General features: G+C 67.4%; 11 protein-coding genes. 1 reads left to right on the forward strand and 10 read right to left on the reverse strand.

Going from position 1 to position 15597, the window contains the following annotated elements; translation table 11 throughout:
- Nucleotides 1–1647: 1647 nt before the first annotated feature.
- The 10 genes from KOR34_RS21765 to KOR34_RS21810 form a co-directional block, all read right to left on the reverse strand.
- The gene (locus KOR34_RS21765) at nt 1648–3036 is read right to left on the reverse strand and encodes an outer membrane beta-barrel protein (RefSeq protein ID WP_228714738.1); all 1389 of its coding nucleotides are present in this window, start codon (nt 3034–3036) and stop codon (nt 1648–1650) included.
- A 318-nt stretch (nt 3037–3354) separates the two neighbouring features.
- Nucleotides 3355–4104, reverse strand: a complete 750-nt coding sequence (locus KOR34_RS21770; protein ID WP_146568229.1) for a hypothetical protein — start codon at nt 4102–4104, stop codon at nt 3355–3357.
- Nucleotides 4105–4127: 23 nt separating this feature from the next.
- Nucleotides 4128–4760: a CvpA family protein gene (locus KOR34_RS21775; protein ID WP_146568231.1), complete on the reverse strand. Its 633-nt coding sequence runs from the start codon at nt 4758–4760 to the stop codon at nt 4128–4130.
- A 55-nt stretch (nt 4761–4815) separates the two neighbouring features.
- The gene (locus tag KOR34_RS21780; RefSeq protein WP_146568233.1) at nt 4816–6840 is read right to left on the reverse strand and encodes an ATPase, T2SS/T4P/T4SS family; all 2025 of its coding nucleotides are present in this window, start codon (nt 6838–6840) and stop codon (nt 4816–4818) included.
- A gap of 11 nt (nt 6841–6851) precedes the next feature.
- Nucleotides 6852–8000: a type IV pilus twitching motility protein PilT gene (locus KOR34_RS21785; protein ID WP_146568235.1), complete on the reverse strand. Its 1149-nt coding sequence runs from the start codon at nt 7998–8000 to the stop codon at nt 6852–6854.
- A 171-nt stretch (nt 8001–8171) separates the two neighbouring features.
- Nucleotides 8172–9395 (reverse strand): MFS transporter, encoded by a 1224-nt coding sequence (locus KOR34_RS21790; protein ID WP_146568236.1) that lies wholly within the window; start codon nt 9393–9395, stop codon nt 8172–8174.
- A gap of 75 nt (nt 9396–9470) precedes the next feature.
- Entirely contained in the window at nt 9471–10238 is a 768-nt protein-coding gene (gene hisF, locus KOR34_RS21795) for an imidazole glycerol phosphate synthase subunit HisF (RefSeq protein ID WP_146568237.1), read from the reverse strand.
- 130 nt (nt 10239–10368) lie between these two features.
- On the reverse strand, nt 10369–12390 hold the full coding sequence (locus tag KOR34_RS21800; RefSeq protein ID WP_146568238.1) for a methyl-accepting chemotaxis protein: 2022 nt from the start codon (nt 12388–12390) through the stop codon (nt 10369–10371).
- Nucleotides 12391–12569: 179 nt separating this feature from the next.
- On the reverse strand, nt 12570–12959 hold the full coding sequence (locus KOR34_RS21805) for a thiol-disulfide oxidoreductase DCC family protein (protein WP_146568239.1): 390 nt from the start codon (nt 12957–12959) through the stop codon (nt 12570–12572).
- A gap of 215 nt (nt 12960–13174) precedes the next feature.
- Nucleotides 13175–13771 (reverse strand): HD domain-containing protein, encoded by a 597-nt coding sequence (locus KOR34_RS21810; protein WP_146568240.1) that lies wholly within the window; start codon nt 13769–13771, stop codon nt 13175–13177.
- Between the two features lie 575 nt (nt 13772–14346).
- On the opposite strand from KOR34_RS21810, the gene KOR34_RS21815 reads away from it, so the two are divergent.
- Complete coding sequence (locus KOR34_RS21815) at nt 14347–15594, forward strand: hypothetical protein (RefSeq protein ID WP_146568241.1); 1248 nt, start codon at nt 14347–14349, stop codon at nt 15592–15594.
- Nucleotides 15595–15597 lie beyond the last annotated feature (3 nt).

The following is a 15597-nucleotide window of genomic DNA, read 5'->3' on the forward strand; positions in this document are numbered from 1 at the left end:
AGTTTAATTCCACAGAGTTGCCGAACTGTGCGATAAGTGCTCAACGCGTCTTTCGGCGCCCCTAACATTGGCTTGGTGAGCTCCAAAACCAACCGGCACTAACGCCCACTCAGTATGACTAACCAGCCATCCTCTTGTCGAGGAAATGGAACCGAAATTCCACTGATTTGCCCCGCTGGTGGTCGCCCGATACCGATCTGTTTCGAAAAGAGTTTCGGCGTGGTCTGCAGGAAGCCCCAAAAACCCCTGCAATACGCAGAAACCGGCTCAACGGACCGCATTATGTTGGGGTCAATGTGGGGTGTCAAGCAGTTTTCAAGCAGTTGGGTGGTTTTTGCGCGATTGCGCGAAGCGCTGAAGGGCCTTAGAATAGCGGGGTTTTTGGCCGTTCCCGCGGTTCAGGCGGTCAGCGGCGTCGCTTGACCTGTCTGGATTCGAGGCCGGGTGGCGCCCCGTTTGCGCTGTCTGGGTTTGGTGATTTGGGGCAGCGGGGCTGCTTCTCGTCGGTTTGCTGTTAGGGAAGGCCGACGGATGCGACCTCTTGGTCCGCGGCGCCTATTCAGAGCGGGCGGGCCGGTTTCTCTCCTCTGTGTCACGCTCTGCTTCTTCCTGATTCTGTTCGTTTGGGGCCTTGACGTGTGACGGGTCGGAGGCGCCGCGCGGCGCCACTGGCGAGCGAACGCTAATTCATTCACGGTGGTCGCAGGATTCGACGCGCGAGGGGCGAGTAGATCACAGCGTTGTTGCGATGCGTTACGACTCGTGCGTTGCGTCCAGCGGTTTATGTGCACGCTTGTCGAAGGACGCGAACGTTCGATAGGCATTGCGTCAGGTCAACACGCATCGGTGCTGCGAGCGCCGCCGTTGCAGGGGAATCAGGCTGCTCTAAGCGTGCGGTCGATAGGCGTGAAGAGTGCGCCGGGCGACTCCTGTGCAGCGCGAAACGTTGCGTCCACCGATGGCGGACGCCGCAGCACCGCTACAACCGATGTGTTGCGAACGCAACGGCTGATAAAGAACCTTGTCCGAGCCAGATTGCTCCAAATTGCTTTGCATCGCCGCGTGCGATTTTGATAAACCACTCCTGTCGACAACGCGGGCCGCGGAGACGTCCGACGGCCGGCAGAGCGGTGGGGTGGGCTGGGTCGCCCGCCCGGCGACTTCTTCACAACGCATCACGAAAGGAGGCCACGATTACAGCGACGACTGGTTCCGATGACTCGTGCGATACGCCTAACGGGCACGCACGGGGCGGTCGGCGCCACGCGGGCGTTTGTCGTGACTCCCCACAGAAGACCGTGCGGCGGTTAGCCTGATACCTACAGGCAGCAACCGCCGCGGTCAGGCCCGACAGGGCGGATGGCATTGAGCCGACCGACGCTTGACTGGCGCCTTCTCGCTCCGGCGTGCAGGACCAAGTTTCGAGCCCCTGACAATTAAGAAGACCACGAATCAAAGCCCGCTCCATCACGCGATGGGGCGGGCTTTTTCTGTTGGCGGTTGGGGGCGCTGGTTGCAGGCTGCTGGGCGCTGGTTGTTGCCAGCGCCTCGCGTGCTGCCGTTGACGCTTGCCCAACAAAAAAACCCCCGATCGCCGCTGGGGCGATCGGGGGGTGAAGGGGTCTAAAGCTAGCCCGGGGGCTATGATTAGAAGGTCAGGATCGCATCCACGTTGAAGGTGGTGTTGTTGTAGTCACCCTCGGTGGCGAAGCCAACAGCCTGGGCGCCGGTGTCCGACGCGGCCCAGTCCCAGCGAACCTCGGGGCGAATGATCACGTTGGCGTGGGCCTTGTAGTTGATGCCCGCGGTGATCTCGTAGTAGCTCTCGCCCTCGTTCTTCCACCACTCGGCCCGGCCGCCCAGGGCGACGCAGTCGTTGAGGGTGTAGAACAGGTACTGGTTGAGGCCGATCTGGTCGTGGCCGACGCCGCTGCGGACGCTGACCATGTCGCTCTGGCAGACGTAGTTGAGGTTGTCGCTCAGGGTGACGTCGAAGACCAGCGAGTGGCTGTAGGCGTCGTCGTCAACCACACCAGCCGGGCCACCGTACAGGGTGGCGTCGCTGCGGGCGCCGAAGTTGCCGATGGTGGTGATGTAGGTGAACGAGATGTCGTCCATCAGGTCGGCGCTGAAGCCGCCCAGGAAGTTCGAGCCGGCCGATCCGTTCTGGTTGTACTGGTCGAAACCGGTATCCCAGCCCGCGGTCCAGCCGCCGTACAGGGTCATGCCGTCGATGCCGCTGTAGGTGCCGAGCACACCGGTGTGGGTGAACGGCTCGCTGTTGAACATCGTCAGCGAGTGGGTGAAGAAGAAGTTATCCGGAGCGGTAACCACTTCGTAGCCCACCAGGGTGTAGAAGTGACCAGCGATGACCGAGAAGTCGCCGGCGGCCAGCTCGATGTAGGCCTGGGGCATGGCCCAGCCGTAAACGCCGTGGGCGAAGCCGGTCGAGGCGTCCCAGGTGGCGTCGTCGTTGCCGAAGGCGATGGTCTTCGACGCGTCGGTGCCGTACATGACGTCGAAGCGGAAACCCCAGTCGAGGCCGTTCGAGCCGTCAGCGACCTTCTCGAACCACATCCACTGCTGGTTGAGGTTCAGCTGGTCGGGGGTGTCGCCGAAGGCGAGCACGTCGCCGCGGTTCTGCGACAGACGCACGTTGTCCGAGTTGTAACCCAGCTCGGTCCAGCCGCCGAAGCTCCAGCAGGCGCAGGGGCCCAGCACGTGGGAGCTCAGGGTGCAGGGGTCGCCCAGGCAGCAGTCGCCCAGCAGGCAGCAGTCGAATCCGCCGCAGGTGTCCCCGCAGCCGCAGCCGTCGCAGCAGCCGTCGCCGCAGCAGCCGTCGTCGCATCCACAGCTGGGCTCTTCGCAGCAGCAGCTGGGGTCTTCACAGCAGCAGCTGGGCTCGTCGCAGCCGCAGCTGGGCTCCTCGCAACATCCGCTGTAGTTGAATGCCGTTTGAATCGCCGTTTGCGCCATCGCGGGGGATGCGCTCAGGGCGATCAAGGCAACGCCGATCGTCCATTTCGCAGTGTTCACCTTCAGACTCCTTCTTCGGAACTATCTCGCGGCAGGGTCGTCCTGCCAGCAACTAGGGGGATACTCACGACGCGTCAGCGGGGAATGCCCTCAGGACGCGTCGCCCATTTCTGACCGCCTCGCAGGAACTATCGACGCCCCCTTTGGCCGCGATGCATTCCCAGAGCCAGCATGCGGCAGAAAAAACCGGGCTAGAGGCCTAGTTTTGGTAAACCTTGCGGCCTGCAGAGAGTTGCCCGGCGAGACGCCTGGGCGAGTTTGCCGGTTGGGAGAACGGAGCACGCTGCGGGACGCCGAGGGCCGCCCCCGGGGCGCGTGCTACAGGGCGCTGGCGTCCGCCTGCGTGACGCCGATCACCCGCCAGACGGGTGGCGCCGCGGCGTTGCTGGGGCCTTCCAGGCCGACCGAATAACGCCGGGCGGGGCCGGCGGCGGGCCGGACCTCGTAGGTTTGGGCGATGGCCAGGCGGCCGCCCGGCCGCGGCACCACCGGGCCTCGCGAAACAATTGTCCAGCCTTCGAACGGGGCCGAGGCCACGAGCGCTTCAACCCCGGCCATGTCGAGGAACTGCTCGAGCTGCTGCTCCGGCGAGTTGGGGCCGTCGTGCGAGTGCCCGTCGTGGAACTGGCCGTCGTCGGTCTGCTCGGCGGAGTGGTCGCCTGCAAAGTGGGCGGCCAGGACGCCGCGTTCCTTATCCCCCAGGGTCAGGAGGAAGGCGTCCTGGGTATTGCCCTCGCTGAGGAGCTCTAGCATGAGGTCCGCCGTGGGAGCGGCTTGGGCGTGCACCCGTTGCCGGTAGGCGGTTCGGTAGCCCCCCCAGGCGCCAAGCGAGAGCAGCGCGACCGCCATCCCAATCAGCGCCAGGCCCCGGCCTGCGGCGCCGGACCGGGCGATCCCGCGGAGCGCGACCACGGCCAGCACCACCGCCAGGCAAGGGAGCACGACCAGCAGCTGCCAGACCAGGACGGCCGGCGAGAGCAATCCTAAAACCAGCGCGAGCACGGCCGCTACGCTGAGGGACCGGTACTCGTCGTCGGCGGGGAAGTCGTCGTGCTGGGTGCTGCTCATGGCTTCGTGCCTGTTGGCGGCGGCTAGCGGGATTCCGAGCGGCTGGCCTTGAGTTCCCAGGCCGCCTTGGCGGCGGCCATCACGCCCTCAAACCGCTCGCGGCGGTCGGCGTAGTCGTCCACCCACAGGCCGGCGTCAAACTCGCCGCCGTCGCCCAGGCCGGCGGGGTCGGAGAAGATCTCCGCGGCGCCGAGGAACGCCAGGTCGGGCGAGGTGTTGACGATCGAAGGGCTGTCGACGCCCCCCTCGTGCAGGATGGCGCCGCCCATGGTGTCCTTGGGCAGGGGCGCCAGGTGGATCGACATCGCGGTGATCGACGCCAGGGCGACGCCGCACAGCAGGCCGAACACCGGGCCGCCGTACACCTCCAGCGGGTGCAGGAACTTGACCTTGGTGGGCGAGAGGCTCGTGCCGAGGGTCTTGAGGAGCAGGATCGACAGGGCGAACAGGGCCCAGAAGATCAGTATGTCGAGCACGTAGGTGTACTCGCCGCCGGACGCCTCGTCGGCCAGCACGGTCAGCGGCTGGTAGAAGCCGAACGCGATGATGCCCGCCAGGATCAGGTGGCAGAGCAGCAGCAGGTTGTGCCACAGCCCCTCGCGGACGGTCATCGCCCAGCCGGCGACAAAGACCACGGCTACGATTGCAATGTACATGGGAACTCGCGGCTTACGGGGACTCGGGGTTGGGTCGGGGGTGGGCCGGCGGGGGCTACTGCTTGAGCACCCGCTGCAGCTCCTGGAGTGACGTGCTGCCCTTGGCGATCAGCAGCACGCCCTCCTCCTGTAGGGTCCGCATGCCGGCGGCGCGGGACGCCTTGCGGACCAGCTCGACCTTGGGCTGCTTGCGGAGCACCTCGCGGACCTGGTCGTCGACGATCAGCAGCTCGAACAGGCCGGTGCGGCCGAAGTAGCCGCTGCCCGCACACTTCTTGCAAGGCTTGTTGGCCTCCTCGGCGGTGGGGGGGCGGTAGAGCTGCTCCACCTTGCCCGCCGGGATCCCCAGCTTCTTGAGCAGCTCGGGGGCCGGCTCGTAGCCCACCTTGCACTCGGGGCAGAGCACGCGGATCAGGCGGGTGTTGAGCACCGCCGAGATCGCCTGGCAGAACTCCTTGTGGGGGGCCTTCTTCTGCAGCACCCGCAGCATCGACTCGGCGGCGTCCTTCGCGCGGGTGGTGGTGAGCACCAGCTTGCCTTCGTTGGCCTGCTCGATCATCACCTTGGCCGACTCGGCGTCCTCGAAGTCGCGGACGATGTAGAAGTCCGGGTACTTGCGAATCAGCTTCGGCATCAGCGTCGCCGGCGACTCGCCGGCGGCGGCGTCGTAGTAGTGGGGGGCGATGTTCTCGATCTCCCGCTGCGGGGCGGACTTCTCCTCGATCGAGAAGACGTCCCGCATCAGGCGGTCGGTCTCGAGCAGCGACACGTCGACCAGCGTGGTGAGGCCGCCCTCGGGCATCGCGGAGACCAGCAGCAGCCCCTCGCTCTGCTGCAGGGCCGCCTGCCACGGCTCGGAGATCTTGTCCCGCATGCCGAGCTCGACGAACGTGTCGAGCGCCTTGTTGTCGACGTTCTGCAGCGAGACCATCACCCGCTCGCCCGTCTTCACGCCCTGGCTGACGATGGGGCAGGTGTACTTGGAGCCATTGAACGCAGCGGCGAACTTGCCCTTCTGCTTCTTGGACCGCTCCTTGACGTCCAGGTTGGCCAGCTGCTTCATGACGGCCAGCATGACGTCGCCGGACTCGCGGTCGCGGGGGTCTGAGGCGTCCCACACGCCGTCGATGTAGTGCCGCACGCCCACCGACTCCTGCCCATAGTCCAGCAGCACGCGGTCGCTGCGGCGGTTGGCCATGTCGGCGATCAGCTCCTTGACCAGCACGTAGCCGGGCGAGAGCCGGGCGGTCATCAGGTTGGCCTGGTTGGCGCGGTCGTCCTCACCGCCCCGCGCGATCAGGTCGACCGGCGGGCCCTTCTCGTAGTCGGCCCGCTTTTCGACGTCGATCTTAGCGCCGAACTTGTTCGCCAAGGTGGCCATGCTGTACTGCCACCAGTCCTTGGTGAACACCTTCTGGTGCTGCTCGACCGACTTGTTGTGGACGATCGAAAACGCGATGAACGGCCCGAACACCAGCAGGGCGTAGATGGGCATGCTGGCCGCGTACAACGGCACGAGCGCCACGATCAGCAGCCCCGCCAGCCCGCAGAACGTCACGATGCCGTTCCACTTGGCGTAGCCCAGCTTGTGGATCTGCGAGGCCCGGTTCACCCAGTCGCAGGTGCGGATCCAGAACAGGAACACCAGCACCACCGGCAGCAGCTTCAGCCACGACACGAACGGCCGGGTGTCGCGGTACATGGCGTGGGCGTCGCCCCACTTGTCCTGCATGCCGTCGGCCCGTCCGCGGGCGAGCCCGTCGCTGTCGGTGTAGCTGGGGGCGTTGGCGTTGCGGTTCGCGGCGGGGACCGGCGCGGGCGCGTCTGCGGCGCCCTCGTCCTGTGCGGCCTCGGCGTCGGCTTCGCCCTGGATGTCGTTGCGGGCGTCTGCCGCGCGGCGGGCGTTCGCCCCCTCGAGCTCCTGGCCGGCCGCCTGGGCGCCGAGCACGTCGCCTAGGCCCGCCTGGCCGAACGAGGATGAGCAACAGAGCAGCACAGCCGCCAGGGCTACTGGCGTGAGGGCGAAGAACGCCCTCGGGGGGGCCCAGCGAGGGGCCCCGGGGTGGGATAGTCGGAGCACAGCTTGCTTCATCAGAGGATACCGCCCTGGGAGACGTCGATGCCCTTGAGGGCCATTTTCAGTTGCTCGGGGTCCGGGGCCACTTCCATGGCCACGGTGCGGTCGATGAGCTCTTTGTCGACCAGTCCCTTGAGGCTTTGGGTGAAGTTCTGCATGCCGTCCTCGGCGCCGATGCGGATGGCGTCGCCGAGCTTGGAGTCCTGCTCCTCCAGCACCAGCTTGCGGATCAGCGGGGTGAAGTTCATGATCTCGACCGTCGGCACCCGGCTGACGCCCGGCTTGATGCTCTTGAGCAGCTTCTGGGCGATGATCCCCTTCATGTTGAACGCGATCGCGCTCCGCAGGGCGGGGTGCATGTCCTGGGGGAACAGGTCGAGGATACGGCCGATGGTGCTCGACGCGCTGGACGCGTGGATGGTCCCGAACACCAGGTGGCCCGTTTCAGCCGCGTGGATGGCGGTCATGAAGGTCTCTTTGTCACGCATCTCGCCGACCAGGATGATGTCCGGGTCCTGGCGGACGGCGTGCTTCATGCCGATCTCGAAGTCGATCACGTCCAGGCCGATCTCCCGCTGGTTCACCAGGCACTTGTCCTCGGTGAACACGAACTCGATCGGGTCCTCTAGCGTGAGGATATGCTTGCGGTAGTGCCGGTTGATCCAGTTGAGCATCGAGCCGATGGTCGTGCTCTTGCCGGAACCCGTAACGCCCGCCAGCAGGATCATGCCCTGGTCGAACTTGCAGAGGTTCTCGACCGTGGAGGGCAGGTACAGGCCCTCGAAGTCGGGGATGAAGTTGTTGACCCGCCGGGCGACCAGGCCCATGTGGCCCAGCTGCTGCAGCAGGTTGACGCGGAACCGCCACTCGGTGCCGTCGACGGCCACCGTGTGGGCGAAGTCGGCGCCGCCGTCCCGCTCGAAGATCTTGCGGCTGCGGTCGTTCATCAGCGGGTAGAGGAGGTGCAGCATCTCCTCGTCGCGGATGGGCGGAGAGTTGAGCGCCCGCAGCGTGCCGCCGACCCGCATCATCGGCGGCTTGCCGACCTTCAGGTGCAGGTCGGAGGCCTCCTGCTTGACGCAGGCCCGGAACAGCTTGTTGACCTCAAGATCGGCCGTGTTTGGGATCAGGCCGCTCTTGACGGCCTCGGCGACACTCGCCATCGGTCGCTCTCCTCTTGCCTAGCAGTCTCGTCCCGCAGAGGGACTCTCCCCGTGCCCCGTGCCGGGAAACCCCCAGCATACACGGAAGAACCCCCAAGGTGGACCTCCGGCGGCAGGAATCTGCCCGCTTCCGAGCCAGCCTCGACGGGCGGCCGACGCGGCGGTTGGGGGCTACTGGGGCCCGGCCGCTGCGGCCTCGGCCTGTTTGGCGTCTTGCCGGGCCAGCACCCAGTAGCCGAGGGGCAACGCGACGGCCATGGCCAGGCAGCACCACCACACCAGCTGCGGGTCGATGGCGTACAGCAGCCCGCCGATCAGCGGCGCGCCGACCGCCGACACCGAGAACACCACGGAGTTCAGGCCGAGGTACGCGGCGCGGTTGCGTCCGGCCGCCCGCTCGGCGGCGTAGGTGATGGCGAACGGGGCGCTGAGCATCTCGCCGGCCGTCCACACCACGGCCAGGGCCGCCATGGCGCCCGCCCCGCCGCCCAGCACGGTGCCGCCGAACCCCAGGCACAGCAGGCAGACGCCCAGGCTCACCAGGTTGATGGCGGACCGCCCCCGCAGCCGGTCGGTGACCAGCATCTCCAGCAGCACGATCAGCGAGGTGTTGATCACGAACAGGAACCCGATCTGGTCCTCGCTCATGTGCACCTGCTCAGAGAGGTACAGCGGGTAGGTGCTCATCATCTGGAAGAACACGACCCCAGACAGCAGCTGAAGCGCCAGGAACCACAGGTAGTGCCGGTCGGACCACGGCCCGGCCAGGCCGCGGAACTCCCGCCGGTCCTGGGCGATGTGCGGCGGCTCGTGGAGCCCGAAGGACCACAGCTCGGCGGCCGCGGCCAGCAGCGGCGTGACCGTGTTCACCCAGAACATCGCGTCCCAGTAGCCCGCGGCCGCCAGCAAGCCGCCCACCGCCGGGGCGATGGAGAACCCCAGATTGGCCGCCAGCCGGTTGAGCGCAAAACTCTTGGCGAGCGCATCGCCCGGGCTGTAGTCGGTGGTGGCGATCGCGATGGCGGGGCGGCTCATCTCGGCGATTAGGCTCACGTACAGCAGCGCCAGGCCGATCGCGGCGCCCGAGTCGAAATGCGGCATGATCAGGTAGCCCGGCGCCCGCAGCACGAGCGACGCCAGGAGCGTCCGCAGCGGGCCGAACCACTCGCACAGCCGGGCGCCCAGCAGCGATCCCAGGATGCCGCCGACGCCGTACACCGCCAGGAACTGGACCGCGACTTCCGGCTCGAACCCTTTGACCTTAACTAGGAAGATGGTCAGGAACGGCAGCACGGTCGACCCGCAGCGGCTGACGAACATCAGCGCCGAGAGCATCCACACCTCGCGCGGCAGGCCGCTGTAGGCTTGTCGGTAGGCGTCGAAGAGGGGGCGCATGGGCGGGACGGGGCGGTGAGGTGAGGGGGTGTCCAGTAGAGGCCCCCCGCGGGCCCAAGGTTCACCCGCGGGCCGCTACAGCCGCACCGGCGCCCCGTAGTCGCGCATCACGCGCTTCGTTTCTTCGATCGTGTACTCGCCGAAGTGGAAGATGCTGGCCGCCAGGGCGGCGTCGGCCTTGCCGGCGGTGACCGCCTCGGCCAGGTGCTGGGGGCCGCCGGCGCCGCCGGACGCGACCACCGGGATGCCGACCGCCTCGCTGACGGCGCGGGTGATCTCCAGGTCGTAGCCGTCTTTGGTGCCGTCGCGGTCCATGCAGGTCAGGACGATCTCGCCGGCGCCCAGTCGCTCGACCTCCTGGGCCCAGGCCACGGCCTCTAGCCCGGTCGGCAGGCGGCCGCCGTTGATGTGCACGTCCCACACCTCGCGGCCGTCGCGCTGCACGCGCTTGGGGTCGATGTTCACCACGGTCGCGCAGCTGCCGAACGCGCGGGAGATCTGCGTGACCACCTCGGGCGTCTTGACGGCGGCCGAGTTGATGCTGACCTTCTCGGCGCCGGCCTGGATCAGCCGCCGGGCGTCCTCCAGCGTGCGGATGCCGCCCCCTACGGTGAACGGCATGAACACCACCTCCGCTACGTGGCGGACCATGTCGGCGGTGATGTCGCGGCTCTCGTGGCTGGCGGTGATGTCCAGGAACACCAGCTCGTCGGCGCCCTCGGACTCGTACCGCTTGGCGACCTCCACCGGGTCGCCGGCGTCAACCAGGTTGACGAAGTTGGTGCCCTTCACGACCCGGCCGCGGTCGACGTCCAGACAGGGGATCACACGTTTGGCAAGCATGGCGGCGGGGGGCTGGTAGGCGCCGGGGGCGGGCCTGTCGGCAGCAGGCAGGAGCCCCCAACATACCAACAGCCGGCCGGGCGCGTCTGCGCCCGGCCGGCTGCGGAGGTTCTGCGATTGTCCGCTTGGCTTAGCGGGTCTTGAACTGCGAGACCTGCTTCTGCAGGTCGGCGGCCAGCTCCGCGACCGACGCGCCGGCCGACTGCGTGCACTGGGCGCCGTCGAGCGTCGAGCTGAGCTGGTTGTCCACCGCCGACACGCTGCGGGTGATCTCCTTGCTCGCCACGGCCGACTCGCTGACGCCGGTCGCGATGGTCTGCGACGCCGCGGACGACTGCTGCATGTTGGCGGCGATGGTCGCCACGCTCTCGGACTGCTGGCCCACCTCCTTGGCGATCGCCTCGGACACCTCGTTGATCTGGCGGATCACCTGGTCGATGTCGGCCATCGTGGTGACCGTCTCTTGTGTGGACTGCTGCATCGACAGCACCCGGGCGCGGATGCCGTCGGTCGCCTCGGCGGTCTGCTTGGCCAGCTCCTTGACCTCCGTGGCCACCACGGCGAAGCCCTTGCCGGCCTCGCCGGCGCGGGCGGCCTCGATCGTGGCGTTGAGGGCCAGCAGGTTGGTCTGCTCGGCGATGTCCTGGATCACGTCCATCACGTTGCCGATCTCGCTGGCGGCCGAGCCGAGCTGGCCGATCTGGGCGTTGCCCCCCTCGACCCGCTCGGTCGCCGACCGCGCGACGTCGGCCGACTGGGAAGACCGCTCGGCGATCTGCTCGATCGACTTGCGGATGGCGTCGATGCTCTCGGTCACGTTCGCGATGCCGACCGACATCTCCTCGGTGGCCGACGCGGTCTGGTTCATCGTGAGCGACATCTCCTCGGCGGCCGCCGAGATCGACGTCGACTGGTGCTTCGACTCGCCGGCGCCCTCCATCAGCCCGTTGGCGGTCGAGAGCAGCTGCTCCGAGGCCGCCGCCAGCTGGTGCGACGTGCCCGCCATGCTGACGATCACCGACTCGATCTTCTCGATCAGGGCGTTGAACCAGCCGGACAGGCGGCCCAGCTCGTCGTTGTTGACTTCCAGCCGCTGGGTGAGGTCGCCCTCGCCCTCGGCGATGTCCTTAACGCGTTCGGTCAGGCCGGCGATCCGACGCAGCACCGACCGCACCGACAGCGTCCCCGCCACGGCGACCGCCGCCGCGACCAGCAGCGAAGCGGTGAGCACGGTGACCAGCCGCGTCGACGCGGCCCGGGCCTTGGCGCCGGCCTCGCTCAGCAGCTCGGCGGCCAGGTAGTCGTCAACCTCCTTCAGCAGGTTGATCTTGGCGGTGATGGTGTCGAACCACTCGCCGGCGTCGCGGCCGAAGCCGCCGGTCTGGGCGTGCTCGGCGGCGCTGCGGCGGAAGTCCTCCACCTGCGCGACTGCCGGCGCCGACAGCTTGTCCTCGTAGAACGCGCGGTCCTGGGCAGGCGCCAGGTTCAGGAACTCGTTCAGCAGCACGTTCTGCAGCGCCACCAGGTCGGTGAACTTCTCGTACATGCCGGGGCCGAACTGGTCCTTGGCGAAGGTGTTGGCGAGCACCGCCCGCTCGATCCCCGCCCGCTCCTTCGACTTCAGGAACGACGCGTACGCGCCGGTGCGGACCGCGATGGCGCCGTCGGTCGTGGCGAGCGCGGTCTTGCCGACCGCGTTGAGCAGACGGCCGTTCATCTGGGTGTAGTAGCCGATCGCCTCGTCGGTCGGCAGCCCGAGCGCCGAGATGGCCCGCCGCTTGGCGTCCAGCTGCGAGAGCATCGTTAGGCCGGCCTCGACCTCCTGCGAGAAGTCCTCGCCGTGCCGGCTGGGCGAGAAGCCGGTGAGGTAGTCGTTCAGCTCCTCGACGCGGGCGTCGGTCAGCTTGCGCTGCTCGTCAAGCCGGTGGGCGAACTCGTCGCTCTGGTTGCCGAGGAAGCCCGCGGTGGCGCCCCGCTCCTTCTGGGTCTCGTGCACCAGCGCGCTGATGCGCGTGGCGAAGCCGGCGAGATCCTGGATGGTGTTCATCTCGCTCGACTCGCCCCACGAGCCCCACACGATGCTGGCCGAGGCGATCAGCAAAGCCAGTAACGGGCAGGCAATAGCGGTCAGGAGTTTGGTGCGGATTGACATGGGCGGTCTCCAGGCAAAGCGGTAGTTGAGTAGTCCAGCAGGTGGGTGCGAAACCGTAGGCCCGTTGCACGAGCCGAAGGTGGTTTCCACGCTGCACAACTCCGCAGAGCGACTTGCCGCAAGCTAGATCGCGGGGATTTGACGGTTGTTCACCACGCGTGGGGGGCGTGGATGCGGGATTACCCGCGGCTGCATGCGCCGTCGTCGCAGCGGCCGGTCAGCCACAGCCGCCGGCGGGCGAAGAACCGGTAGGCCATATCCAGCAGGCCCCGCACAACCGGCAGGCGGGTGGGCGCCACCAGCAGCCCCCAGCCGGTCGCCGAGTAGAGCCGCCGGAAGACCTCCACCCCCCGGATCAGCTCGCCGCTGGGCAGGCGGCCGTGGATCTCGGCCATCAGCGTCGGCATGTCGACGCCCAGCGGGCCCGGGTCGAAGCCGGGCGCCGCGATGTCGGTGAACTCGATCCGCTCCCGCTTGTCCCAGCGGCGGAGCATGGCGATCTCCCGCTGGCAGAGCGGGCAGTCGCCGTCGTAGAAGACCTCGATCTCGCGGGGCGGGGGGGCGTTCATGGGGAGAGATAGTCGGTTGGGGGAACTGCTAAGACCTTAGCGATGACCCTCCGAATGACCAGCCGCGGCGTACGATCGGCCTGGTAGCTGGTTGCGGTTGAGTTCGCTGCGTTGTGGCGCCTTCGCATCCGCGCGGCTTGAGTTTCGAGAAGAGTAGATTTTGGCTAGCGGGAACCGGCGGGATTGGTCCGCGTGAGTACGGGAACTTCTGATCCTCACGGACGCGTGCCATTCTTGGTTGGGCCGAAGTGTTCGGCCACGAGCGCTTTGGCGTGGGCCCACCAATCGGGCGAGCCGCGCTCGATGACCGGGCCGTAGCGGGTGTGGACCTGGTCCTGGGTCACGTGGTTCTCGTTCCAGGTGCCGCCGGCGTTCGTGGTGTTAAGGAGCAGCGGCTGCAGGCGGTCGAGGGCTTTGGCAAACTGGGCGTCGCGCGACTCGGAGGCTTCGAATTCCTGCCAGAGCGCAAGGTACTGGTCGCGGAGATCGTTGGGGAGCAGGCCGAAGAGGCGGTCGGCGGCTCGGGCCTCGGCCTGGGCCTGTTTCGCGGCGTCGACCGTGCCGTGGAACGGGTTGTCGCCGGCGTCAATCTCAACGAGGTCGTGCAGCAGCAGCATGGCGATCGCCCGCGAGGGGTTCACCTCGGGGTGGTCGGCCGCCAGGGTCATGGCGAACAGGGCGAGGTGCCAAGAGTGCTCGGCCGAGTTCTCCCGCCGGCTGCCGTCGGCGATGGGGGACTGGCGCAGCACGCCCTTGAGAGCGTCGGCTTCCATGAGGAACGCGAGCTGCTTGGCGAGTCGAGAGTCGGGCATAACGCCGAGTGTATCGATTGGTGGTGGCGTGTCAGAGCCGGCTGGTGGCGTTCCCACGGCGACGCTGCCGCGGCTTGTCCGGCAGTACGGCATCAGAACGGGGCATTTGGTTCGCCGGACGCTTCACACGCGTTCTCACGCCGCCACTTCTCCGCCGTTTTCCGTAGAAACCGGCCACCCAGCGCGATCTAATTAGTAGACGGGCAGACTCTGCCGCCCGTGTTTTACCGCTGGGGCGTGGCGGAATTGAGTCCGCAGGTGATCGACGGAATCGGACAAAACCCCGGCTCCAGTATTCACGGGATTAGCTGTAAACGGCTTTTAGAAAAGACTTAAGTGAGGATCGGGGCCGAGATGCGCCCGGAGTTTTGTCCGCTTCGCGCGTGTTTTTGGACAAAACGATTCGGACATAACCCCGGCCGGCGGGTGGCTGCGCGGGCGTCAGGCCGTGCGGGTGGGCGTCAGGTTGATTGAGGTTGGGCCAGTTTGGTGGCCTGTCATCGCTGTCGGGCAGCTGGCCTTTGGTTTGCACTTGCTGGGGCAGGAACGTCACGTGTTTTCTCCCCAGGTAGCCGATGTCGTCTGTCCTGCAGCCCGCCGCCGTTGATGCTCGAGAGGGCGCTCCGTCAACCGCCCGCCGCCCGGTGGTGGAGGTCGGGTGGCTCGTCAGCGAGAACCTCGACGAGCCCGATAAGCAGGCCATCCGCGCCGCGCACAGCGAGGTCGCCGCGTTGCTGGCCGAGCAACTGCCGGAGTTCGAGTGGCGGCTGCCGCTGGAGGTCCGCGAGTCGCCCGCGTCGCCGTGGCAGGGCGAGGCGGTGGAGCACTTGTCCTGGGCCCGCGAGGAGCGGGACCTCCGCGGCTGGGACTACGTGTTTGTGTTCGTCGCGCCCGACCTGCTCGCGCGGCAGCGTGACCACGCGTGGGAGTGCGTGTCGCGCTCGTTGGATTCGGCGGTGATCTCCACGGCGCGGGTCGACCCCCGCGCGGGCGACCCCGGGGTGGGCACGGAGCAACGCGTGGCGAGCCTCGCCCGGCGGCTGAGCGTGCTGGTGCTGCGGGGCCTGGGGAGGCTATGCGGCCTGGCGATCGATGAAACCGCAGGGCGTGTGATGAGCAGCTTCCAGGTGGTGGCCGACCTGGACGACGCGCAGCCGCTGCTGCCCGAGCAGTGGGAACGCCTGCGCGAGACCCTGCAGCAAACCGCCGACCCCCGGCTGGAGGAGGAGACCACCGCCGCGCGGCAGGGCCCGGTGCGATTCTACGCTAAGGCGGGCTGGCGGAACCGACACGAGATTATCAACGGCGTGCGTCAGGCGCAGCCCTGGCAGATGCCGCTGCGGCTGACGCGGCTGACCATCGCCGCGGTGACCACCGTGCTGGTGCTGGTGATGACCGCCGAGGCGTGGGAGCTCGGCACGCGGCAGCCGGCGGCGACCGTGGTTGGGCTAACGCTCGTGAGCATGGCGGTGACGATCTACTACGTGCTGAGCCGGCAGAACCTGCTGCTCCGCGGGCGGACCGGGGGGCTCAGCGAGCAGGTGGTGACCACCAACCTGACCACCATCGCGATTGTCGCGGCCGGCATCCTAACTACCTACACGGTGCTGTACCTGCTGACGCTGGCAGTGACCCTCGCGCTGTTCGACGCGGGGCTGGTGGCGTCGTGGGCGCCGACGCTCGAGGGCCGCGCCGGGTGGGGCAACTACGTGGGGTTCGCGGGGTTTGTCTCGTCGGTGGGCATCGTGATCGGCGCGCTGGGCGTGTCGTTCGAGGGCCAGAACTACTTCCGCCACATCACCTTTGTCGACGAGGAGGTCTGAGCC

It is taken from the genome of Posidoniimonas corsicana (assembly GCF_007859765.1).
Lineage (GTDB): Bacteria > Planctomycetota > Planctomycetia > Pirellulales > Lacipirellulaceae > Posidoniimonas > Posidoniimonas corsicana.

Excerpts from the sequence above, each read along its gene's own strand:
- KOR34_RS21770 (WP_146568229.1), bottom strand. The coding sequence starts at position 4,104 with ATGAGCAGCACCCAGCACGACGACTTCCCCGCCGACGACGAGTACCGG.
- KOR34_RS21775 (WP_146568231.1), bottom strand. The coding sequence starts at position 4,760 with ATGTACATTGCAATCGTAGCCGTGGTCTTTGTCGCCGGCTGGGCGATG.
- KOR34_RS21785 (WP_146568235.1), bottom strand. The coding sequence starts at position 8,000 with ATGGCGAGTGTCGCCGAGGCCGTCAAGAGCGGCCTGATCCCAAACACG.
- KOR34_RS21790 (WP_146568236.1), bottom strand. The coding sequence starts at position 9,395 with ATGCGCCCCCTCTTCGACGCCTACCGACAAGCCTACAGCGGCCTGCCG.
- hisF (WP_146568237.1), bottom strand. The coding sequence starts at position 10,238 with ATGCTTGCCAAACGTGTGATCCCCTGTCTGGACGTCGACCGCGGCCGG.
- KOR34_RS21800 (WP_146568238.1), bottom strand. The coding sequence starts at position 12,390 with ATGTCAATCCGCACCAAACTCCTGACCGCTATTGCCTGCCCGTTACTG.
- KOR34_RS21805 (WP_146568239.1), bottom strand. The coding sequence starts at position 12,959 with ATGAACGCCCCCCCGCCCCGCGAGATCGAGGTCTTCTACGACGGCGAC.
- KOR34_RS21810 (WP_146568240.1), bottom strand. The coding sequence starts at position 13,771 with ATGCCCGACTCTCGACTCGCCAAGCAGCTCGCGTTCCTCATGGAAGCC.
- KOR34_RS21815 (WP_146568241.1), top strand. The coding sequence starts at position 14,347 with ATGTCGTCTGTCCTGCAGCCCGCCGCCGTTGATGCTCGAGAGGGCGCT.